The following is a 22,984-nucleotide window of genomic DNA, read 5'->3' on the forward strand; positions in this document are numbered from 1 at the left end:
ACACCTTGGGCCCTTTTTGGCGAGAGTTTTTTCAACGACAGGAAGCGCTTCATCATATGAGCATGGACACCGCGACAACGACGTTCACGCACCACCCCGACGGAGCAGACGCAGGTAAGAAAGACCCACTGGGTTTCCTGCCGTTCGGTGGCCCCTTCAAGACCTTCGTGGACTGGATGTCCGTCGTCGTCGCGGTGTGGCTGCTGCTCAACGCGGTGAGCATGATCGGCGCCGGCTTCCAGATGGCCGCGGGCGACCGCGCCGAGGAACTCTTCTCGTTTGCACAGAACCCGTTCGTGGGCCTGGGCATCGGTATCCTCGCCACGGCAATCATGCAGTCCTCCTCCACCACCACGTCGATTACTGTCGGCATGGTTGCGGGTGGCCTGCCCATCGAAATCGCCATCCCGATGCTCTTCGGCGCCAACCTGGGCACCACCGTGACCGCCACCCTCGTCGCGCTCGGGCTTTCGGGCAACAAGGAGCAGTTCCGCCGCGCCTTCGCGATGGCCACTGTGCACGACTTCTTCAACCTGATCGCCCTGGCCATCTTCATGCCGCTCGAGCTCGCCACCGGCTTCCTGCAGAAAACCTCGGGCGCGATCGCGCACTACACCAGCGGTGGCTCCGGCGGCATCCTCAACACAATCTTCAGCGGCATCGGCGACTTTGTCGACGCCATCACCGAACCACTCGTCTCCCTCGCCGAAACCGCCGTCAGCCCGCTGAGCCACGTGTGGGGAGGCATCATCCTCTCGATTGGCGGCATCGCCCTGATCATGGTGGTCATCGGGTTCATCGGCAACATGCTCGGCACGCTGCTGGTCGGCCGGGCGCAGGAGTTCCTGCACGCGGCACTCGGCAAGGGCACCCTCTCCGGTGTGCTTTCCGGCGCCGTCATCACCACGGCGGTACAGTCCTCCTCCACCACCACGTCGCTGACGGTGCCGCTGGCGGCGTCGGGCAAGTTCCACATGCGGGACCTGTTCCCGTTCGTGGTCGGCGCCAACATCGGTACCACGGTGACCGGGTTGATCGCGGCGTTTTCCGCGCCGCCCGAGGTTGCCGAGGTCGCCATGCAGACCGCCCTGGTACACACCCTCTTCAACACCTTCGCAGCCATCATCATTATGTCGGTGCCGTTCCTGCGCGCACTTCCCCCGAAGGGTGCCGATTGGCTCGCCGGACTCGCCGATAAGAACAAGGTGTACATCTTTATCTGGGTCGGCAGCGTGTTTTTCGCGCTGCCGCTGCTGGCGATCTTCATCACCAACTTGGTGTCCTAGGGGCTGACAAAACCCAAACTGTAGTAACAGGAATGTAGTAATCCGGATTTTGGCGCCCATTTCGGGGATTACTACATTCCTGTTACTACACTTTGCAGTTCTAGGACAGTCCGCACCAGCCAAGTATGCTTAGGAGCTATGACCATGCCTCAACCGAATCCGAATTTTCAGTTCAATTACCGCATCGGCGACACCGACCGCAATGACGCGGTGACGGCGTTGTCGGTGGCGTTCGGTGAGGGGCGCCTGACCATGGACGAGTTCGATAGGCGGTGTGCGGCTGTCGCGAAGGCGGAGTACTCGCCGGACTTGATGGCGTTGTTCCAGGATTTGCCGCAGAAGCCGGGCCAGTGTCAGGTGCCGGCGCAGCAGGTCCAGAACTCCCCGGTGTACACGGGTGAGGACATTGAGCTGGCCCGCAGGAGGGGTCGCAATGTGCGCGGCGGGCTGATGGGCTTGTCGACGATCGCCAGCCTCGCATTCATCGTCGTCTTTTCCGAGATGGGCGAAAACTTCCTGGCCGTACCGTCGCTGCTGATCATCCCGACCGTGTTCATCCTGCTGTATGTGATGAAGGTGGGGCCGGATAGCTGGTACTCGCCGTCGGTTCGGCAGATTCAGCGGGCGCAGCGCCAGGCGGTCAAGATGCAGCAGTTGGAGTTGCAGTCGCATCAGGCGGCGGAGATCGCGATGCGGAAGCAGCAGCAGCGCCAGCAGATGGACCAGCTGAAGAACGATGCGTTGAATATCGCGCAGCAGACGATGCAGCGGTTCAACAAACGTGGTTAGGTTCGGGCGCTAGTATTGGCACATGGCCAACAAGAAGCAATCAGAAGCACCAGAAAACAAAAGTCCGCAGCACACGCCTTTTAAGCGGCACCGGCACTTTGACCAGGCCGAGAAGCTGAAGAACGTGTTTTATGACATTCGCGGCCCGGTGAGCGCGACCGCGGAGGAGATGGAGCGCGACGGCCACACCATCCTGAAGCTGAACACGGGCAACCCGGCCGTGTTCGGGTTTGAGGCGCCGGATGTGATCATGCGCGACATGATTGCCAATTTGCCGACGTCCCAGGGCTACACCACGTCGAAAGGCATTATTTCGGCGCGTCGCGCGATTGTGACTCGCTACGAGATGATTCCGGATTTCCCGGCGTTCGACATCGATGATGTCTACCTGGGTAACGGCGTGTCTGAGCTGATCAGCATGGTCACGCAGGCTTCCCTCAACGAGGGTGATGAGATCCTCATTCCGACGCCGGACTACCCGCTGTGGACGGCGGCGTCGACACTTGCGGGCGGCAAGGTGGTGCACTACAAGTGCGACGAGGAGGACGACTGGAACCCCTCGCTGGAGGATATTCGCTCCAAGGTGACCAGCAAGACGAAGGCCATCGTGGTGATTAACCCGAACAACCCGACGGGTGCGGTGTACTCGCGGGAGACGCTCGAGGGCATCGCCAACATTGCGCGCGAGCACGAGCTGATGATCTTCGCCGACGAGATCTACGACCGCATTCTTTACGACGGTGCCCAGCACATCTCCATGGCGGAAGTTGCCCCGGACGTGATCACCCTGACCTTCAACGGACTGTCGAAGGCGTACCGGGTGTGCGGATACCGCGCCGGCTGGATGGTGCTCACGGGGCCACGCCGCCGCGCGAAAGGCTTCATCGAGGGCCTGGACCTGCTTTCCGGCACGCGCCTGTGTGCGAACGTGCCTGGCCAGCACGCGATCCAGGTGGCCTTGGGTGGGCGTCAGTCGATCTACGAGCTCACCGCGGACGGCGGCCGCCTGCACAAGCAGCGCAACGTCGCCGTGCGCAAGCTGCGCGAAATCCCGGGCATTTCCGTCGTGGAGCCGAAGGGCGCCCTGTACGCCTTCCCGAAGATCGACACGGAAATGTACCACATCCACGACGACGAGCGCTTCATGCTGGATCTGCTCAAGAGCGAGAAGATCCTCATGGTGCAGGGCACCGGCTTCAACTACCCCACCCCGGATCACTTCCGCGTGGTCACGCTGCCGTGGGCGTCACAGTTGGAGAACGCCATCGAGCGCCTCGGCAACTTCCTTTCGGATTACCACCAGCACTAGCGGATGACTCGCCACCCCGCCTTGTGCCAGGTGGGGATATCGAGGGCGTTGCGGGCGTCGATAATTACTCGCTTGTCGACGCCCACCAGCGGCTCCAGGAACGCATCCCACTCGGTCGCCAGGATGCACAGGTCCGCGCCAGCGGTGGCCTGCGCGAGCGTGCCGGGAAAGTCAAGGTCGGGGTAGGCGGCGCGGGCGTTGTCGAGGGCCTTCGGGTCGTGGACGCGCACGCGAGCACCGGCCTCGAAGAGGCGCTGCGCGACGTCGAGCGCCGGCGAATCCCGGATGTCATCCGAGTTCGGTTTGAACGCCGCCCCCAACACCGCGATGGTGCGCCCCTCCAGCGTATCTAGCTCCCGTCGCACCAGGTCAACGATGCGGGCGCGGCGCCCCTGGTTGATGGCGTCGACCTCCCGGAGGAAGCGCACCGAATCCCCGGCGCCGAGCTCTTCGGCGCGCGCGATGAACGCCCGGACGTCCTTCGGTAAGCAGCCGCCGCCGAAACCGAGGCCGGCGTTCAGGAACTGGCGCCCGATGCGCGCGTCCAACCCGATCGCGTCCGCAAGCTGGGTGACGTCCGCGCCTGCGGCGTCGCACACCTCCGCGACCGCGTTGATGAACGAGATCTTCGTGGCCAAAAACGCGTTCGCCGCCACCTTTACCAGTTCAGCGGTGGGAAGTTCCGTCACCAACATTGGTGAGCCATGCTCAATAGGAGTGGCGTACACCTCCCGCAGCACCTGCTCCGCGCGCCCACCCGGACGCTGCCCCACCACGATCCGGTCCGGCGCCAACGTATCGCTCACCGCGTGGCCCTCGCGCAGAAACTCCGGGTTCCACGCCACCTCCACCACATCCGGGAGGCGCTCCTGCAGGCGGCGCGCCGTGCCCACCGGCACCGTCGACTTGCCCACCACCAGGTGCTCCCCCTCAAGGATTGCGGAGAGGTGGGAGGTGGCGTCGTCAAGAAATGAAGTGTCCGCGGCGAGCCCACCGGAAACCTGCGGCGTGCCGACGGCCAAAAAATGCACCCGCGCGAACCCCGCCACCTCGCGCAGATCCGTCGTGAAGCGCAGGCGACCCGACGCCGTGTGGCGCTTGAGTAGTTCATCGAGGCTGGGCTCGAAAAACGGCGCACTCCCCGACTGCAGGGCCGCAACCTTGCGCGCATCCGTGTCCACCGCCAGTACCTCGTGGCCCAGCTCAGCCATGCACGCAGCGTGTGTCGCCCCCAAATACCCCGCGCCGACCACCGACAATCGCATACGCGAGGCCTCCTACCGGAAGTTCAAGTACGCCTTCGACGGCGTCGGCCCCCGCTGCCCCTGATACTTCGAACCCAACGCGCCACTGCCGTACGGCACCTCCGCAGGCGACGTCATCGCGAACAACGCCAACTGGCCGACCTTCATCTCCGGCCACAACACAATCGGCAAATTCGCCACATTCGATAACTCAAGCGTGATGTAGCCCGAAAACCCCGGATCGATAAACCCGGCCGTCGAGTGCGTCAACAGGCCAAGCCTGCCCAGGGAGCTCTTGCCCTCCAGACGCCCAGCCAAATCCGCCGGCAACGTAAACTTCTCCAACGTCGACGCCAACACAAACTCGCCCGGGTGCAGCACAAACCCCTCGCCCTCAGGGACCTCCACCAGCGTGGTCAGATTCGGCATCTCCTCACGCGGATCAATATGGGTATAGCGCGAGTTATTGAACACGCGGAAGAACCGATCCAAACGCACATCCACCGACGAAGGCTGCACCAACGCAGCGTCATACGGCGCAATACCGAGGCGTCCCGAATCAACGGCGTCACGAATGTCATGGTCTGAAAGAAGCACGGCGCCAAGTCTAGCCTGCTTTGGGGTGGGGCTAAAGTAAACGCATGCACCGAATCCTCTCGACCATTCTCCTGACCGCCGCTCTCGCGGTCAGCGGCGCCCCAATCGCCACAGCGAACACCAGTGACATATTTAACGACGCCTCTTGCGTCCCCGCCGCCGACAAAACAACACCCGTGCTCTATGTACACGGCACCTCCGCAAACACCGAAAAGTGGGCCCAAAACGCCGTCGCCCTCAAAGCCGCAGGTTACTGCGTATGGGGCTTCAACTACGGCCGTGGCAGCGGACTGCCCTCCCTCTTCCCCGGTTCCTACGGCAACGCCGACATCAACAGCTCCGCGCGCGAACTCGCGCGCAACGTTGAACGCGTCAAAGAAGCCACCGGCGCCGAGCAAGTCGACCTTGTCGCACACTCCCAAGGCGGACTGCTGGTGAAGAAATACATCGCCGAACTCGGCGGCGGCAACAACGTCCGCCGCGCAGTCACCGTCGGCGCCACCTTCCACGGCACCGACCTCAACGGCGCCGGCCGATTCCTCTCCCCCATCGCCCGCGCATTCCCGCGTCTCGCAGCGTTCTTCGCAGGACCAGGCGCAATCCAACAACTCAACGACTCCCCCGAGATCCAGGCCCTCAACGCACTCCCCGACACCCAAGCCGGAATCGTGTACACCTCGCTCTATTCACCATCCGACGTCACCGCAACCCCAAACAGCACCTCAATCCTGCAAGCTGTCGACGGAGCGGACGTCGCAAACATCAACATCGAAGCATCCTGCTCGAACTCTGGCCGAGTCCTGCACCCCAACATGCAATCCGACCTCACCGTCGCAGCCCTCACCAGATGGGGACTCGAGCGCACCGCCGACGACCACGCCCCAAGCCAGCGCGCCTGCTCACTCAGCGCGCTCCCGGAGGTCGCCGGCGCCGACCGCTAGCGTTTGGTAATGCAGCAGCGCGGTGCTAAAATTACGCACTGCTGCATTACATGCGCTGCCGGCGTAGTTTAGTGGTAGAACATCAGCTTCCCAAGCTGAGAGTGCGGGTTCGATTCCCGTCGCCGGCTCCACTATGACGTCGAAAATGATAAGTAGGCGTTTGCGTTAGCGCGTACGCCCCAAGGGGGTCAAGAAAATCGCTTGCGTTAGCGAGTGTATAGCGCATTAGCTCTGACCTGCGGAAGCGCTTTCCTCTCTTTCGGCTGAGCGAGCGTTTGCGTTAGCAGGCGTTGATCTGGTCAAGGCGGACGCTATGGTCGGCGACCTCGGTAACGAGTTCAGCGTCGTGGGTGATGACAATGACGACGGCACCAGTGTCAGCGAGTTTACGCATTACTCGGGAAATCGCGACAAGGTGCTTGTAGCCAACACCGGACGTGGGTTCGTCGAAGATGTAAACTTTCTTGTTCGCAGCAAGCGCTGTAGCAATAACCAGGCGTTGGCGCTGCCCGCCAGAGAGTGCTTGGGGATGGTCAGCCTCGTGGTCGGCAAGGTCGAGTTCTTCAAGGATCGCGTGGGCATCGATGTGTTGCTTTTCGGCTTTGGTCGTGCCGAGCGTGACTTCGTCGATGACGGTATCTGAGAACAACTGTCGGGTAGGGTCTTGCATCACAAGGTAGGCGTCACGGCTGGGGAATTTTTGTCCATTGAGTGTGATGGATGCGTGTTTGGCTTTTTCTAGTCCGCAAACAATGCGTGCCAGGGTTGATTTCCCTGAACCGCACGGGCCGAGGAGCGCTGTGATTTTCCCTGCCGGAAACAACACGTGGTTAATATTGAGGACTGTGTTTCCGTGGCGGTAGGCAAAGGTGAGGTTGCTGATCTCCAGCCCCTCCCCTGCCGGTTCCGGAAGTTGTGGCATAGGCACAGTTACTAGGGATCGCAGTCCAAGCTGTTTGCGCTCCTCATCCGAGGTAGCGTAGAACTCTTCGCCGGTTGCGGTGAGGACGATGTTGCCTTTATCGAAGTAGTAGACACGGTCAGCGATCCCGGAAAGAAAACTTAGCCGGTGTTCAGCAATGATGATCGTGTGTCCATCAGCTTTGAGCCTGGCGATGAGTGTGGCGAGTTGGCCGATAAGATCAGCTGATAGGTTCGCGGTCGGCTCGTCAAAGACGATCAGCGACGTGTTGTTGCACATGGCGACGGCGCAGGCCACGCGTTGCATCTGCCCGCCCGACAGCTGTGTGACGCGGGATTCCAACAGGTCGGCGATACCTAACTCGGCTGCAACCTCGTCAATGCGGGCACAGATCTCCTGCGGGGCGCGGCCGAGATTTTCTGGGCCGAAGGCGAGTTCTTGGCGCACGTGAGTGGTGTAGAACTGGGTGCGTGGGTTTTGAAACACTGTCGAACAGTGGTGGGCAAGCTCTGATAGATCTACTCGTGCCACGTCAATGTCGTCGACTGTGACGCTTCCGGTAAGGTCGCCGTCGTGAAAGTGTGGGATGAGCCCGTTAAACAGCCGTAACGCGGTGGTCTTCCCCGATCCCGATGCGCCACACAGCAAGGTGACGGTTCCGGGTGTGATGGTGATGGTTGCGTCATTGATTGAGGGGTGGTCTGCTCCTCGATAGGTGAAGGTGACGCCGGTGGCTTGGGTTATTGTCATAGGACGATTCTCCATATCGCGAAACCGATAACGATGAGCAGAATGACTGCGTCGATCACACGGAATTTCACGACCGTGACTGAGGTGGGCTTTGCGGTTCCGCCCAGTCCGCGCACGAGGGCGGCCGATGCCAGTTCGTCCCCGCTGCGTACCACGGTCGATAGCAGCGGGATTGTGAAGTACTGGGCCGCGCGCAGGGAAAGCGCGGACATGCCGCGTAGTTTCATCGCATCTGAGATCGCTTTAACCTCGTGGCCGATCACAGGCAGCACACGTAAGGCAACCGAGATTGGGATCGTGAAACAGGTTGGGATTCGTGAGCTGGCGAGTGCTTTTTGCAAGGTGGCGGGTCGGATCACGCCGATCGCGTAGGCTCCCATTCCTGCGCTGACACTGAATCGCCACATCCACTGCAAAAACAGCACGAGGAACGCGCTGACCGTTGACTTCCACACCAGTGGTATCACGAAGACGAGCCCGCCGAGGACCGCAAACGTGGCCAGGTAGACGGCCACCCAGCTCGGGCGCACGAGCGTGTTGGGGTTGATCGCAGCGCTCGCCAGCATCACGGCGGCGAATCCGCCCAGAGCACACACGAACCACGGCGAGTAGGCACTGTAGATCGTGGTGGAGACGATGACGAGCGCTACGATAATCGTGCGCGGGTCGGGAAGTTTAGACAAGACCGGCCCGTTCAAAGTGCTTACGCGCCACCCTGGTTCCCAACAGACCAGCAAGCCAGCCCACGATGAGCATCACAACGAAGAAGCCCAACAGAATCGGAATCGTGACAACCTGCGCCATCTTCGCGGCATACTCGGCGCCCATTTGTTCGGCGATCTGCGACATATATGCGTCTTGGTCCATAAATAGCGGCATCCACGGGGAAACATAGATCGGCAGAATAAACAGTGCGTATGCCAGCGGAACGCGAACCTTCACGCTCTTCGGCCCCTTGGTAATGACTAGGTCGGCGAGCAGGCCGAATACAGCGGCCACCGCGATTCCCCCTACCCAGTGGCCGGTCACGAAGAAGAGGATTTCGATGATAATCAGCATGATTGTCAATGCCCCCATCTTCGGAGTGCGTGCTGTGAACAGCGCAAAGACGATGCCGTTAACGAGAATAGAAAGCAAGAAGCCGGCATACATGGCGGCGGGGATGAACCCGAGCATTCCGAATGCAAACACGATGACGAACATCAAGGCGGTGAAGACGCCAATGTTGATGAAGTCGCGCGTGTTGAGGCGCGAGGATGTAGGCGTAGACATAGTTTTTCCTTTCATGTGCTTATACGTGCTGTGTTTAGACGAGTTGCCATCCAGCTGCGTTGATGCGTTCTTGCCAGAAATCGCGGTATTGACCCGGCTGGTTGACCAGCTCGTCGTGGCACCCGCGCTGGGCGATACGCCCATCGTGGGAGAGCACAATGATTTGGTCAGCTTGGCGAATGGTTTCAAGTTTGTGGGCGATGACAATTAGTGTGGAGTGCTTACGCAGCTCGTTCATCGCCGCAACAATGTTGGCTTCATTTTCCGCGTCCAACGCGCTGGTGGCCTCATCGAACAGCACGATCGGGGCTTTCTTCACCAAGGCGCGAGCGATGGACACTCGTTGGCGTTCCCCACCTGACAGTGCACGCCCGCCAGCACCCGCCAATGAATTCCAGCCGTCTGGGAGGCGGTTGACAATTTCCGTCACGCCCGACAGCTCAGCGGCCCACCTGATTTCTTCATCAGTAGCTTCGGGATTGCCAAGGCGAATGTTGGCTTCGAGAGTGTCGTTGAATAAGTAGACGTCTTGGAAGACCAGAGATATCTGGCGCATCAAATCTTCGGTGGTCTGCTCGCGCACGTCCACTCCGCCAACGCGCACGCTGCCGGACTGCACATCCCAGAAACGTGCAACCATCCGGGCGATCGTCGTCTTCCCGCACCCAGATGGACCAACCAGGGCACACATGCCGCCTTGCGGGACATGGAAGGACATATCGTGCAGCACCGGGGTGTCCGGATCGTAGCTGAAGGTGACGTCCTCGAAACGAACATCACCAGGTGCCCTCACTGGTGTAGAGGCATCGGGTTCGGACAGTTCGGGGGCATCCATGACCTTGTCGACGTGGTTCATCTGCTGGCGGCGTTCTTCCAGCCCGGTCATGCAGCCACCGATGTCTTGGAGCATGGTGGTGAACCGCAGGCACATGCCGATTGTGACCACGGCGTTCAGCGCATTCATTTGCCCGCCGAGGGCGAGTTGGGCGGTCAGCCAGATCATTATCACGACGAGGGCTTGGACGAACATTCCATTAATCAGGTTCGCTAATGTTTCGATCCACAATGCTTTGCGGCTTTTGCGGTCAGCCTGTTTGAATGCCCGATCAAGGGCCGGGTAGTCGTCGGCGACATGGCAGGAGCGCAGCGCGCCTTGGCAGGTGGCGAATTCGACCATGCGAGCCGCCAATTCTGACTCAGCTGGTTCGGAAACCTGCTTACCTTTATCAAGAAGCACGCGGGAGATATGGAGGAAGGCGAGCATGATCGGGAACGCGATCGTCAAGGTCAGTCCCAGCCGCCAATCCCAGAACCAGGTTCCCACAGTGATCACCAGCACGGCTGAGAGTTTTTGGACGAGGGAGAAAATGAAGTGCGCCGCCGACTCGCCCAAGTTCATCATTTCCTGGGTGACCATGCGCGACAGTCGGCCAGAGCTACCCGAATCGAACACTCCCAACGGTAGGCGGGCTACTTTGTTACCTATTGCGTGGTGGACGTCGTGAATGAACCCGAGCGCGCCAATATAGCCGGTGCGCATGCCATAAAACTCGGTGCCTACACCCGCTACCGAGATCACCGCCAAGGCGATGAGCCAGCCCCAAAACGATAACCCCCACACCGGCATTCCGGTCGCTAGGGCACTTGCTGCGGGAAGCAGAATCAGCAGGGCAAAGCCGTGACACAGTCCTGAGACCGCACCCCACGCTTGACCGACCGAGAGGTCACGCCACGAGGCGGGTTCCATCAAACGCTTAAAGCGTGGCAGCAATAGTTGATTCATCGTGTCATCTCCTCACATGCACCTTGGGCAAGAAGTGCCTGATAGTGCGCATTACCCAACAGCTCGTCGTGTTTACCGACCACAGCAATGCGCCCGCGTTCCATGACGACAATCTGATCCGCGCCCCTGATCGAGGCCAACCGGTGGGCGATCACAATCACGGTTCTGCCTTTGGCAAGAGTCGAGAGAGCTTGTTGAATTTTCGATTCCGATTCCGGGTCCGCCATCGCCGTCGCCTCGTCCAGCACCAACACTGGGGCATCAACCATGAGCGCCCGGGCGATCGCGATACGGGCTGCCTGCCCGCCCGAAACGTGGGTGTCCTCCCCCAACACGGTGTCGTAACCATCTGGCAGGCTCATGATGAACTCGTCGATCTGCGCGGCTCTCGCCGCCTGTCGCACCTGATCCAAGGTTGCGTCTGGCGCGCCCAGGGCAATGTTGTTGTGGATGGTGTCGCGAATAAGCTGTGCATCTTGCAAGACGAACGCGACCGTCGAATACAACAAATCCTGGGAAATGCTCTTTAGATCAACCCCGCCGATAGTGATCGTGCCAGCGTCCGGGTCATCGAAGCGGGCAATTAAACTCGCCAACGTCGACTTCCCCGCACCCGACGGGCCAACCAGCGCGGTCACCGTGCCTGCCGGAATGCTCAGGCTCACCTCGTCTAATGCCTGGGTGTCGTCATAGGCATACGACACACCCCGAATCTCGATATCATGACCGTGTGGTGTCTGTGGCGCATCGGGCTGACTCAACGCTGGTAGCTCCATGACGTTCACCAGCCTCACTGCCGCAGACCCTGCGAGCTGGTACGACCAGGCGATGGTTGCGACTGCCATCAACGCTCCCGGCAGCACCAAGGCGATCAACGTCGTCGTTATCACCTCGTAGATGCTCACCCAACCGGCGTTCATCATCAACGCGCCACCGCCAAGGTTCACGATCAACAACACCGGGATCGACACCCACGAAAATGAGGCGACCGACATCGACACCAGCGGCATACACCACGCCCGGTAGAACTTAGAAAACTCGTTAGCCGCATCTAAATAGGCTTTATGTGCTCGGCCGACCTTGCCGAATGCTTTCACCACTGAGATACCGGCAACGAACTCGGCCATCGTTGCCGAAACCTGAGCGAGCTTGGTGTCCATTTGTGCGGTCTTCTCATTCATCCCACGCATCGACATGCCATACATGCCCACATAAATCGGAATCGTCGCAATCGACAGCAGAGCGAGCCGCCAATCCACCACAAACGCATACACCAACAAGGCGAGCGGGGATACGATCGCGTTCAGTTTCTCAATCGGCCCATGCGCGATCACTGTATGCACCGTGGCCGTATCATCCTGAATGGTCTTGCGGATCTTCCCCTCACCCTCGCGGGTAAACCACGACAGCGGAGCAGTCGACATTCGGGCGGCAATTTGCCGACGCATCTGATTACGCAACGACAGGTCAATAAAATGCGTCACGCCCAATGCAACAAAATATAAGGTCAACCGGGCCATGTATGCGCTGACGAGGAGCATGACGATCCAGTTCACCCGCGCCGGGTCCACCTGGTCTTGCATAAGTTCTCTGCCAAGCTCCACCAGAGCCACATACGGGGCAATAGCCAACACGCCTGAGAGAAAAGCCAAAACCTGCGCGATAAACAGTTTGCCTTTCACCGGCTGCGATAGCTGACGGATCGCGTTCTGGCCAGCGACAGATTTTTCCTTCGCGGACCCATACTCACCGTCAACAACCTGATCCGTTACACTATCGTTCACGTAAACACCATCCTTATTAGGTAAGTCTAACCTTACTCGCTTTCTGGGAGGTGTACCTAACCGTGCACATCAACCGATACGAGCATCACCCTTTCAAGGCCATGCTTACCTGTTCACCGGTGCGGAATACCAACCGGATCGTATCCTCGTCTACGATGGCGTGGTCAATGAGTGCGCTCCACTCTACATCTGTAAGAACGAAGGCTCTTGGGCTGGAAGTTTGCTGCGCCCGCGAAATGGGTTCGCACCGATCAAGCACTTCAGGACTGTCCAACACGAACTTGAAGCAAGTCCATCTACTGCTCAAGAGTACGAAACACTCACAGAGTTAATTCTCGAAACGCTCAATCAAGCCGGTATTGAAACACTCCGTGCCCTCCAACCACTAGCTGAAAGCGATGACACCCCCTAACCAGATACCCGCTAACGCAAGCCCACCCGCAGATCCCCTTGGCTTCAAACGGACGCCACCCCCAGTGGGCGTTACAGCGATGACTGCCGGATCGCCGAACCTCCAGCGAAGTAGCGAGCAGTCTCAAAAACAGCTAAATCCCAGCTCAACAGGGGTTTAGTGGCTCATGCGGCTTTTATCATTTTCGACGTCTAAGTCTCCACTAACACCCCTTTTGCAGGGGTGTTTACGTTTGCCGTTTTTGAGGTGGGCGGAGACGCGAGTGACAAAAGACGCAACCCGCGCCCGGAAAAATTTGGTCGCCATAACCGCAGGCCGTAAAGGGGCTAGACGTCAAGAGGTGCGTCTTTTGTCACTGAAGCGAAAGGGAAGAAGCCAAGAACAGAGACCCTACCCGCAGCGGACGATGGGCTGCGGGTCGTAGACCGTGGTGGTGGTTTCGCGACTGAGCTCGTTGCCGGCGAGGTCGGTGATCACGCGGGTGTCGGAGGTGGTGAAGCCGGGGGCGCCGCCGGATGGGGCGCAGTCGGGGCCGGTGACGGTGCGGGGCTGGGGCTGGGTGTAGGCCCAGCGTCCGCCGTTGATGGACTGCACGTTGACGGTCTTGACACCGAGGAGGCTGACGGTGATGTTGCCGCCGCCGTAGTTGGTGACAATTTTGACGGGGTGGTTGCTGTCGTTGCGGAAGGCGAGGTCGATGGCGCCTTCGTAGACGGTGGCTTCGCGCCCGGCTGGGTAGCGGGAGATGTAGTAGGAGTGCGGGGTGGATGCGACGTCGGTCATGCCGGCGAAGTAGGCAGCGTTGTAGAGGGTGGTGGCGAACTGGGAGATGCCACCGCCGACGGCGGTGCCGCCTCGTCCGTTGATGATGATGCCGGATTCGACGTAGCCCTGGGCGGTGCCGCGGGGGCCGGTGTAGCCGTTGAGGGAGAACGTTTCGCCCGGATTGACGATGGCGCCGTTGACGGTGTTGGCCACGATGCGGATGTTTTCCCCGGAGGCGCCACTGAAGCCGCCGGTGGTGAAGGAGCCGACGGTCTCGTTGAAGGTGGCTTGCTCGGCGTCGGCGGTGGTGAAGGTGGCGGGGACGTCTTTGTAGGTGGCGTCCCAGGTGCGGTCGGCGTTGTGGAGGAGGCGGTCGTCGAAGCCTTTGAAGGTGGCGTCCCAGTCGACGTTGATGCCGTCGACTGAGGGTTCGATGCCGCCGCTGGTGAGTACCCGGGCGTTCTTGGCCTCGACTTCGGACTCGTGCAGCTGCTCGCCGAGGATGGCGCCGGCTGCCTTGTGATCCACGATGGGTTTCAGGGATTCATCGAAGTGGAGGATCTCGCCGATGCGTTCCTTCGGGATCACGGCTGTGACGTCCTCGCGGCCGTTGACGGTGAGTGGCCCAGAAAGGGCGCGGTGGACCGGGCCGTCCATCGCTTCCTTCAGGGCGGAAGCGCCGATGCGTGGCGCTATTGGTTGCGGCTCAACGGTGACGCCGTCGGGGTTGAGCCAGTGGGCGGTCAGCTGGGTGCGCAGGGCGTCGGCGGGGACGTCCTGGCCGTCCTCGGGGGTACGCTCGCGGGCGGTGCCGCCCTCGAGGGTGATGGCGGCGTCGATGGGGTCGCGGTGTAGTTCTTTCTGCAGGCGGGTGATTTCGGGGGCGAGTTTCGCGTCGTCGACGCTGGGGACGACGGCCACTTCGTGCTCGCGGATCAGGCCGCTGAGGCGCTCAATCGGGCTTGCGGACTGCAGCCCCGCCGCCTCAATGGTCGCCGCGTAGTCGATGCCGAGTCCGGCGCGCTGCGGCACCACTTCGGCGCGCTCAGGTCCGGAGGTGACGGTGATGGGGCGCGAGGGGGCGTCGCCAAGTTGGGCTTTGAGCTCGGCTTCTGCTTCCTGCGGGGTGAGTCCGCCGATGGCGACGCCGCCGACGGTGGTGCCGCGCGGCACGTGGCCGCGGTTGAGCGCCAGGTCGGCGAGGTAGATGGCGAGCAGCACCGCGAGCACGCCCACGGAGAAGCCGATGAAGATCTTTGTTGCCCTATTCACCCGCCCCAGGGTAATAGAGTTTGGGCTATAACCCAACGTCAATGAGTTGTTGTTGGACGCGGGTGGCGGCCTCGTTGATGCGGGACTCGGGGATTTCGCCCTTTTCGACGCCCGCTACGACACCATCGATGATCCGCGCGATGTCGTGGCCGGAGGACCAGAGGGCTTGGTCGGCACCCGCGCTGATGGCGAGGCGGACCGCCTCGGGCGTGGGGGCGTATTCGAGGATGCCGCGCATGCCGGAGAGGTCGTCGGTGACGGCCACGCCTTCGAAAGGGACACCGCCGGGGTAGTCGCCTTCGCGCAGGATGCGGTAGGCCTCCGGGTTGAGGCTGCTGGGCACGCCCTCGGCGCCGAGGCCGGGCACGATCATGTGGCCGACCATGACGCTGGCGCGCGGGAAGCGCTGCAGCAGCTCGCCGTAGGGGACCAGGTCGAAGGCGTGCAGGTCCCCGATTGGGGGCGTAGTGGCGAGCTTCTTGTGGGTGTCGCCTGAGGCGCGGCCGTGCCCCGGGAAGTGTTTGAAGGTGGGGGTGACGCCGGAGTCGAGAAGGCCTTGGGAGAAGAGCCCGGCGATGCGGGCGACCTCGGCGGGGTCGCGGTGGAAGGCGCGGTCCCCGATGATGGCCAGGTCGGCGGCATCGATGTCGACGACCGGGGCGTAGTCCACGTTGATGCCGTGGGCGCGAAGCGAACGGCCGATGTCGTAGCCGGTGCCCTGGATCACCGCGGGTGTGCCGGCGGCGAGGCGACCGGGCGCGGGGAAGTCCCCCAGGATGTCGGTGTGGCGTTGGACTCGGCCGCCCTCGAAGTCGATGGCGACGGTGAACCCGCGCGGGTACTGCTCGCGGAGAGCGTTGATGTCGTGGCCGGGGTCGTCGAGAAGCTTGGGGTCGGCCCAGCTGGGGATGATAAGCCCGCCGACGCCCTGATCGAGGGCCGCGCGGGCCTGGTCGTAGTTCTTCACCCCGACAACCATGAGGGAGGCCACCCGCGCACGCAGGTCCTCCGGGACGCGCTGCTGGGCTGGCGTTTTGGGGACGATCTCGGTGATCGGCACCGTGTCGGTGGGCAAAAGTGGGATGTGGTTGTGGAGCGGAGCGGGCGTCGTCACGGGTTGTGGGGCCGGCTCGGGCGCGCACCCGGCGAGCACGACGACGAGCCCCGCCGTCACCGCGGCGGACCCCCATACACGTCTGGTACGCTTTTGCACATGTCAAACCGTACTACCTTGCCTTCCGTTGTGGCTAGCGCCGTCGTCGGTGTTGTGCTCGGCGTGGTGGGCGTGATTGGGGTAGCGGCGTTCTCCGGGCAGAATTCCGTGCCGGTGTCCAACGCCGTCCCGGCAGACGAGGCCGTGCTTGGCGGCCCGGAATATGGCGCGCGCTAAACTCCGCAGCCTCACTCCCCACTTGGTCGCGTGGGCAATCATCGCGCTGATTGTGTGGGCGCAGGCGCCGGGGCAGATCGCCGCGGACACCAAGTTCGACCTCACCACCAACCCGGCCGGGTTCCTCGCACAGGCGATGCACGCCTACACGGACCGCTTCACGCTCGGGCAGCTGCAGAACCAGGCGTACGGATACCTCTTCCCCCAAGGCGTGTTCTTCCTGCTGCCGCTGCCCGCGTGGGTGTTGCAGCGCTGCTGGTGGACACTACTGGTCGGGTTGGCGTTCTCCGGGACGTACGCGCTGGCCAGACGGCTGGGCATGCGCGGGGTGGCGGGCCCGGCGGTGGCCGGGGCGCTCTACGCGTTCAGCCCGCGAATCCTAACCACGCTGACCGCCATTTCTTCGGAGGCGTGGCCGGTGGCGTTGGTGCCGTGGACGCTGCTGCCGCTCCTGGGGGACCAACGCCGGGGGCCGCGCCTTGCCGCCGCGCTACTGCCGGTGGCGTGCATGGGCGCGGTCAACGCGACGGCCACCATCGCAGCCTGCCTACCCACCCTGCTCGTGCTGTGCGCGCAGCGCCACTGGCGCGCCGCCGCACTGTGGCCGGTGGGCGCAGTGCTGGTCAACGCGTGGTGGCTCGGCCCACTCGTGGTGCTCGGCCGCTACTCCCCACCGTTCACCGACTTTATTGAGTCCGCCTCAGTGACCACCGCGTGGCTCAACCCGATCGAGGTTCTGCGCGGCACCACCAGCTGGGCCCCGTTCGTCGACGCCGAGCGCGCCGCCGGGCACCTCCTGGTCACCGAGCCCGTATTCGTGCTGCTCACGGCGGGTGTGGCGGCGCTCGGCGTCGCGGGGCTAGCCCGGCGCGACATGCCCGCCCGCGGCCCGCTCGTCGCGGTCTTCGCGGTGGGCGTCGGCCTGTTGTGTTTCGCGCACGCCCACCCCTTACTTTTCGACGCCCCCCTCGCCGCCTTCCGCAACCTGCACAAGTTCGACCCGTTGGTCCGCCTCCCCCTGGCGTTGGGGGCCGGGTGGGTGGTGTCCCGGGCGCGAACCCCGCAGCTGGTCGGCGCCGTCACGCTGGTGGCGGTCGCGGTATCCCCGGCGTGGTCGCTGCGCCTCCTCCCGCAGGGCACCTGGCAGGAACCATCCGAAGATTGGGTCGCGGCAGCCCGCTGGCTCGACGAACACGCCACCGGCACCCGCACGCTCGTCGTCCCCGCCGCGCCTTTCGCCCGCCAGACCTGGGGCTGGACGCGCGACGAACCCATCCAGGCGCTCAGTCAGGCGCGCTTCGCAGTGCGCGACGCCATCCCCCTCGTCGACCCGGAGGCGATCCGCGGCCTCGACGGCCAGGTCCGCGCCGTGGACTCGGAGGCGCTGCGCGCCATCGGGGTGGGCGTCGTCGTGGTGCGGCACGATTTGGAGGAGGCGGTGGCGTCGACAAGCGTGCCTAATCTTGGCGAGCCGACCGTGCGCTTCGGGGACGTCGATATCTATGCGCTGGAGCCCACGCGCGACATGATGCTGACCAGCGCCACCCCCGTCCGCGTCGACGCCGGCGGCGAGGCCCTGCCCCTGTTGTGGCGCGAGTTCGGCTACTTCCCCGCCACCCTGACCAGCGGCGATGCGGACATCGTGACCGATACCCCGGCGCTGGCGGTGCGCAACTACGGCGCCGTGCAGCGCGCGCAGTCCGCGCACCTGGCCACCGCTTCGGAGGGCAAAGACGTGCGCAACCGGGTGCCAGACTACCCGTCTGCGGGCACACCCGTCGGCGTAGCCATGGCAGGCAGCGCTTCAGCTTCTTCCTCCGCCGCCGACGCCACCGCCTTCGGCGGCGCCCGCGCCTCCCGGTCACTGACCGCCGCATTCGACGGCCTCGACGACACCGCCTGGTGGCCCGCCGCCCAAGACCCCCACCCGTGGCTACGCTTCACCCCCAACGCCGACACCGCCACCATCACCGCCACCGCCAACACAAAAGTGCAGGTCACGGACGCTTCCGGCGAGCGCACGCTCAGCCTCGTCGCCGACCAACCCCGCACCATCAGCGTACGCGGCGAAACCACCCTCACGCTCACCGAACCCGTCGGCATCACCGAAATCGACGCCGGCATCCACCGCATCGTCGACGTCCCCGGCACAGCCGACACCTACTTCTTCCAACGCCTCATGCCCGAAACCACCACACTGCAGCGCGCCTTCACCACCGCCGAAGACGCCGAATGGCACCTCTCCTCCCCCGCCCTTATCGACGGCTCCTCCGCCACCAACACCGTCTTCCTTCCCGCCGGGCGCCACGAATTGGTCACGGACGCCGAAACGATCACGCTGCGGCGCGGGCCTGCGCCTGCTGTTTCTTGGGAGCCGGTTATTGGTGGCGCAGTTGTGCCCGCCGACCAGGACCGCCTGCTCATCACCACCCGCGCGTTCAACCCAGGGCTCCAAGCCAGCCTCGACGGCGAACCCCTCACCGCCCAACGCATCGACGCCGGCCAGCTCGCCTTCCGCATCCCCGCAGGCCACGGTGGCACCCTCACGTTCTCCTTCGCAGGCGAGCGCCCCTACCGCCTCAGCCTATTCGGCGGGGCGGCGCTCAGCCTGGTCACCGCGCTGGTGTTGCTGTGGTTCGCGTGTCGACGCCGGTTTGTTGGCACTCCGGCCCGCCCCATCCCCGGCAGGATGGTGGCAGCGTTGCCGCTGGCAGCCGCGCTGTGCATCAACCCGGTACTCGGGATCGTCAGCGCCATCGGAGTCTGGGCGGTGCGCCGCTTTACCCTCCTGGCCAGACGCTACATTGCCGCCGGCGCCATCACCGCCATGGGATTGTGGCTGGCCCGCGCGCCCTGGCCTTCCGCCGGGTACGCCGGCGACGCCGCCCTCATGCTCGTGGCCGGATGCGTCGCGGTGGCCTGCCTCGCCTGGCCGGACTAGATTTTGGTTGCCCGGCCGCCTGCTGAAAAAGTTCCCGCGCTCGGGAATTTTGGGTTTTCGGCCGGTTCCGGTCGACCGACGTGACGTTTCCCCAGGTCGCGTCGTCTGTCTACGAAGAAAGTTCCCACGACCGCTGCTTCTTCGCACCAGATTCCGGGTTTCCCGCGAGTGCGTTTGCAAACCCCCAGGTCGCGCAAACCTCATGCAGGAATTTGGTGCGCACCCGGCCGCCCCTCGCCTCGCACACTTTTAACACCTCGCCCGGAACGAATTCGAGTGACAGCGCGCCATCTCCTCAGCGCAGTGTCGGGGACATCCCGCTGCTTCTACTTCCCAAGGCGACAAAGTCACTCCATATACAAGCGCTCTGCGATGTGCGGCAGCAATCACTAGAATGATCGCAGTCGGTGCTCACAGCAGAGCTGACAAAAATTGCAGGAATCAAAGACCAGTGCTTTGAGTAGATAGCACGCCCGAGATATTGCGAAAGGTGTCGTTATGTCTGAGAAACTGACGATCATTGGATCATATTTGGCTCTATTCGCGGCGGTACTGGGGCTTCTTTCCGGCCAGTTTCTGCTTGCGACGGTAGTCGCGGCGATTGGCGTGTGGGGGTTGCGGTCGCATAATCGGCGCTCAGCACTCGATGATGTTATTGCTTCTGATCTGCCAATCCCTTCGGCAGCAGAGTTAAAGAGCTATCGGGAGAAGAATCCAGATCTCTCTTTTTCTGAAGCAATCGTTGCTTGGCAGAAGGGTGAATCAGCCTGAATTCTTCGGGTTGCAGGCGATAGCTTTACCGCGTCTTCAGTCCATCACGCCCCAACGATGCTGAAAGCGTGGGATTACAAGCGTGCGATGGGCCCACCGCGGACTAGGCAGGCTAGATGACGATAGCGGAGTACGAGGGGTGAATCTGAGATTTATTGGGCTCCACCCCGTAAATTGGCCCGTTCCCATTAGGGCACGGGCCAAAGAAACGTCGGAAAACTCTCACACAACAGGCGGGTGATCTACCAGTTCTGGAGCAAGCGAGCCCCAAGTGGCGACTGCAACGTCACCTTCATGGAGGCCGTGGAACCGATCAGGATGCACTTATCAGGCGATCCTGGAATATTCCCTTCGTACACTCTAACTTTTACTGATGTCGCGGTCTCCGATGTCTCCGCGCGGTATCCGTAGCAAGTTTCGGTTCCGGCGGGGAAGAACACTCGAATTTCTGTCGGACTAATTACTTGATAGCCTGCCCATTTGACTTGACGCTCATTTTTGAGATCGTTGCGCGCCTCTCGGTCGAAAGGTTTTTGTCGAGTTTTGTGGACGATCCCCATTGCACTGCTGAGTTCGTCGCCGACAGGTGTGGCTGAGACTATTCCTATGGTACTTCCCACTATCGCAAACACAGTTAAAATAACGCCGACCAAATGTACAGTTTGCGCATTCAAACCTGCGTTTATGCCGAATTTAGATAGTATGCCAGACATTCTCACTCCTTACTTCACTGGCCGACTCGCCGTTGAATCAAACATGTCCCAAATCTTGGAGGTTATGATCGGCGAACCGAGATACGACGCACCGTTTTCAGGACCAAACGAACTCACGGAGCGGATATGCCCCAGAGTTCCGTTGAAGTCTTCTAGCCATGCGCCACCGGATGCACCACCGCCAAAGTTGCACCCATATGACATGTAGAAATTGAAGGACGACCAATTTTCGTTTTTCACCGGTACCGTACACCGAAACATAGCGGAACCCAGGAAACGTTTGCGGGGATATCCAATTATGTCAGCTTTGAACGAACCTGCATTTCCGGAGCGCAGTCCATGGCCTCCAACCGCATCGACGAGACGTTTCCCTCTTTCTGAGTTGACAGTGACAAACCCGAAGTCAGAAGCAAACCCACGAGGTGTAGCTCCATAGTTGGCCCAGTCAGTAGTTGTGGTCATAAAATTGGCCTTGAATCTCCCATGGGGTGCAACACCGATCGTATATTCTGGAACGAATACCCAGTTTTTATGAAACTCACCTCCGCTCCCGCTATGAACGCAGTGACCGGCAGTAATTACGGTACTTTTGTTGTCTGAGTTTACGGCAGATGCGGAGCAGACGTGATCTTCATATTGGCCATTGACTTTCTTTGAGAAAAATACTTTTCCATTCGCAGCACCGGAATTGCCGATTCGAGAGTGCGCCTCACTGGCCGTTTGAGATGAGGAGAACGGTTCAATAGGTTCTGATGCTTCTTGTTCACGTTCTGGCACTTCAGGGGAAACGACAACCTCTTTGCTGTTTGACGTTGCTCGGTCCGCCGCAAATGGCAAGTCGAGGGTTGCATCAACAGGAGTGGCTCTCGACATGCGATCCAGTGTCCAATACTCATCCAGTGTCATCTCCGAGGAAACTGATCTAGTCGACTGATCATTCGGGTTAATTACTCCGACCGTGGTTTCAGCTTCTTCTCCGATGAATGATTCCTGAGCATGGACTGCCACTGGCGCCACAGCCATGGCCAGACAAGCCGATGATGCCAGGACTGTAGCCCGGTTGAAGATCTTTCTGATATGGGAGTTGAGATACATGACAGCTCCTTGAGGTAGGGATGAAGGCTGCGTTCGTATGAGATAAACACATTGGTGTCGATATTATCACGCATGTTACTCTTTTTCCATACTGTGATATGCAACACAATCTGTCTCTGGGGCTGGCATCGAAGTTACATATGCACCCCACCTACGCTGACTCTTGTTGAATGCCTACCCAGAACAGTTCCATACCAAAACGGATCAACCCCCTACCACCCCCTACGCAGGGCAGATGACGGGCGCGCCGGAGACTGGGTCGTACAGGACCCGGGCTTCGATGCCGTAGACCTCTTCGAGGAGTTCGGGGGTGAGTACGTCGAGGGGTTCGCCGTGCGTGACCACGCGGCCGGCTTTCATGACGAGGAGTTCGTCGCAGTAGCGGGCGGCGAGGTTGAGGTCGTGGATTGCGACGACGGCTTGGCGTTCGGTGTCGGCGACGATGTTGCGGATGATGGTGAGCAGGCTGACTTGGTGGTGGAGGTCGAGGGCGGAGGTGGGTTCGTCGAGAAGGAGGAGTTGGGGTTCGCGTACCAGCATCTGGGCGACGCCGACGAGTTGGCGCTGGCCGCCTGACATGTGGCAGACCATCCGGTCGGAGATATGGAGGATGCCGAGGCGGTCCATCATCGCGGCGGTGGCCTCGAGTGGGTTGGTGACGGCGCCTCCGGCTTTTGCGGCGACGACCATGGATTCGAACGCGGTCAGCGACGCGCTGGTCAGCAGGTCTTGGGGGACGTAGCCGACGTCGTGGGGCTCGCAGGTGGTGGTGACGGTGCCGGACGTGGGGGTTTTGAGCCCGGCGATAGTTTTGACCAGGGTGGACTTACCGGCGGCGTTGGGGCCGAGGAGGCCGGTGACGGCGCCGGGGGTGCCCAGGCGAAAGGTCATGTCGTGGAGGATAGGGGTGCGTCCGTAGGCAACGTTGAGGTCTGTGGCGACGATCAT

General features: G+C 61.6%; 19 protein-coding genes and 1 tRNA gene. 8 read left to right on the plus strand and 12 right to left on the minus strand.

All coding sequences use genetic code 11. The annotated features are described in order from the left end of the window. Window positions 1–62 precede the first annotated feature (62 nt). The 3 genes from KBX14_RS04940 to KBX14_RS04950 all read left to right on the plus strand — a co-directional run bounded on the left by KBX14_RS04940 (window position 63) and on the right by KBX14_RS04950 (window position 3,384). Window positions 63–1,286, plus strand: a complete 1,224-nt coding sequence (locus KBX14_RS04940) for a Na/Pi symporter (RefSeq protein WP_256041963.1) — start codon at window positions 63–65, stop codon at window positions 1,284–1,286. A 138-nt stretch (window positions 1,287–1,424) separates the two neighbouring features. Beyond that, on the plus strand, window positions 1,425–2,075 hold the full coding sequence (locus tag KBX14_RS04945; protein WP_256041964.1) for a DUF1707 domain-containing protein: 651 nt from the start codon (window positions 1,425–1,427) through the stop codon (window positions 2,073–2,075). Window positions 2,076–2,097: 22 nt separating this feature from the next. Next, window positions 2,098–3,384, plus strand: coding sequence for a pyridoxal phosphate-dependent aminotransferase (locus KBX14_RS04950; protein ID WP_256041965.1), 1,287 nt, complete (start codon window positions 2,098–2,100; stop codon window positions 3,382–3,384). Here the strand turns inward: KBX14_RS04950 and KBX14_RS04955 are convergent. Further along, window positions 3,381–4,649: a UDP-glucose/GDP-mannose dehydrogenase family protein gene (locus KBX14_RS04955; protein WP_256041966.1), complete on the minus strand. Its 1,269-nt coding sequence runs from the start codon at window positions 4,647–4,649 to the stop codon at window positions 3,381–3,383. The two genes, KBX14_RS04950 and KBX14_RS04955, sit on opposite strands and share 4 nt — an antisense overlap. Window positions 4,650–4,661: 12 nt before the next feature. Beyond that, window positions 4,662–5,225: a dCTP deaminase gene (dcd, locus tag KBX14_RS04960; RefSeq protein WP_070479603.1), complete on the minus strand. Its 564-nt coding sequence runs from the start codon at window positions 5,223–5,225 to the stop codon at window positions 4,662–4,664. Window positions 5,226–5,269: 44 nt separating this feature from the next. Here dcd and KBX14_RS04965 point away from each other — a divergent pair, with 44 nt between their 5' ends. Both KBX14_RS04965 and KBX14_RS04970 read left to right on the plus strand, forming a co-directional pair. Continuing rightward, window positions 5,270–6,166: a triacylglycerol lipase gene (locus KBX14_RS04965; RefSeq protein WP_256041967.1), complete on the plus strand. Its 897-nt coding sequence runs from the start codon at window positions 5,270–5,272 to the stop codon at window positions 6,164–6,166. A 57-nt stretch (window positions 6,167–6,223) separates the two neighbouring features. After that, a tRNA-Gly gene (locus tag KBX14_RS04970) sits at window positions 6,224–6,297 on the plus strand. Window positions 6,298–6,446: 149 nt separating this feature from the next. Here KBX14_RS04970 and KBX14_RS04975 read toward each other — a convergent pair. The 7 genes from KBX14_RS04975 to KBX14_RS05005 form a co-directional block, all read right to left on the minus strand. Then, window positions 6,447–7,838: an ABC transporter ATP-binding protein gene (locus tag KBX14_RS04975; protein ID WP_256005627.1), complete on the minus strand. Its 1,392-nt coding sequence runs from the start codon at window positions 7,836–7,838 to the stop codon at window positions 6,447–6,449. Next, window positions 7,835–8,521: an energy-coupling factor transporter transmembrane protein EcfT gene (locus KBX14_RS04980; protein ID WP_256005628.1), complete on the minus strand. Its 687-nt coding sequence runs from the start codon at window positions 8,519–8,521 to the stop codon at window positions 7,835–7,837. Before KBX14_RS04980 ends, KBX14_RS04975 begins: the two co-directional genes overlap by 4 nt. Next, window positions 8,514–9,110, minus strand: a complete 597-nt coding sequence (locus tag KBX14_RS04985) for an MptD family putative ECF transporter S component (protein ID WP_070361801.1) — start codon at window positions 9,108–9,110, stop codon at window positions 8,514–8,516. Before KBX14_RS04985 ends, KBX14_RS04980 begins: the two co-directional genes overlap by 8 nt. A 34-nt stretch (window positions 9,111–9,144) precedes the next feature. Next, window positions 9,145–10,893, minus strand: a complete 1,749-nt coding sequence (locus tag KBX14_RS04990; RefSeq protein WP_070975613.1) for an ABC transporter ATP-binding protein — start codon at window positions 10,891–10,893, stop codon at window positions 9,145–9,147. Further along, window positions 10,890–12,677 carry an ABC transporter ATP-binding protein gene (locus KBX14_RS04995; protein WP_256041968.1) on the minus strand — a complete coding sequence of 596 codons (1,788 nt, stop codon included), beginning with the start codon at window positions 12,675–12,677 and terminating at the stop codon, window positions 10,890–10,892. Before KBX14_RS04995 ends, KBX14_RS04990 begins: the two co-directional genes overlap by 4 nt. Before the next feature lie 802 nt (window positions 12,678–13,479). After that, window positions 13,480–15,126 carry a VanW family protein gene (locus tag KBX14_RS05000; RefSeq protein ID WP_256041969.1) on the minus strand — a complete coding sequence of 549 codons (1,647 nt, stop codon included), beginning with the start codon at window positions 15,124–15,126 and terminating at the stop codon, window positions 13,480–13,482. Window positions 15,127–15,151: 25 nt separating this feature from the next. Next, window positions 15,152–16,339 carry a glycoside hydrolase family 3 N-terminal domain-containing protein gene (locus KBX14_RS05005; RefSeq protein WP_256041970.1) on the minus strand — a complete coding sequence of 396 codons (1,188 nt, stop codon included), beginning with the start codon at window positions 16,337–16,339 and terminating at the stop codon, window positions 15,152–15,154. On the opposite strand from KBX14_RS05005, the gene KBX14_RS05010 reads away from it, so the two are divergent. The 3 genes from KBX14_RS05010 (at window position 16,340) to KBX14_RS05020 (ending at window position 20,228) form a co-directional block, all read left to right on the plus strand. Then, window positions 16,340–16,516 carry a DUF2613 family protein gene (locus tag KBX14_RS05010; protein WP_071565697.1) on the plus strand — a complete coding sequence of 59 codons (177 nt, stop codon included), beginning with the start codon at window positions 16,340–16,342 and terminating at the stop codon, window positions 16,514–16,516. After that, complete coding sequence (locus KBX14_RS05015; RefSeq protein WP_256005632.1) at window positions 16,503–19,457, plus strand: alpha-(1->3)-arabinofuranosyltransferase family protein; 2,955 nt, start codon at window positions 16,503–16,505, stop codon at window positions 19,455–19,457. Before KBX14_RS05010 ends, KBX14_RS05015 begins: the two co-directional genes overlap by 14 nt. Window positions 19,458–19,955: 498 nt before the next feature. Continuing rightward, window positions 19,956–20,228 carry a hypothetical protein gene (locus KBX14_RS05020; RefSeq protein WP_070361796.1) on the plus strand — a complete coding sequence of 91 codons (273 nt, stop codon included), beginning with the start codon at window positions 19,956–19,958 and terminating at the stop codon, window positions 20,226–20,228. Between the two features lie 242 nt (window positions 20,229–20,470). Here the strand turns inward: KBX14_RS05020 and KBX14_RS05025 are convergent, their stop codons facing one another. From KBX14_RS05025 to KBX14_RS05035, 3 genes are all read right to left on the minus strand, one after another. Further along, complete coding sequence (locus tag KBX14_RS05025) at window positions 20,471–20,941, minus strand: hypothetical protein (RefSeq protein WP_083433200.1); 471 nt, start codon at window positions 20,939–20,941, stop codon at window positions 20,471–20,473. Window positions 20,942–20,950: 9 nt separating this feature from the next. Then, window positions 20,951–22,036 (minus strand): serine protease, encoded by a 1,086-nt coding sequence (locus KBX14_RS05030; protein ID WP_143000809.1) that lies wholly within the window; start codon window positions 22,034–22,036, stop codon window positions 20,951–20,953. Window positions 22,037–22,258: 222 nt separating this feature from the next. Next, on the minus strand, window positions 22,259–22,984 hold the full coding sequence (locus KBX14_RS05035; RefSeq protein WP_256041971.1) for an ABC transporter ATP-binding protein: 726 nt from the start codon (window positions 22,982–22,984) through the stop codon (window positions 22,259–22,261).

Origin of the sequence: Corynebacterium sp. CCUG 61414 (assembly GCF_024453945.1) — a bacterium.
Classification (GTDB): domain Bacteria; phylum Actinomycetota; class Actinomycetes; order Mycobacteriales; family Mycobacteriaceae; genus Corynebacterium; species Corynebacterium pseudogenitalium.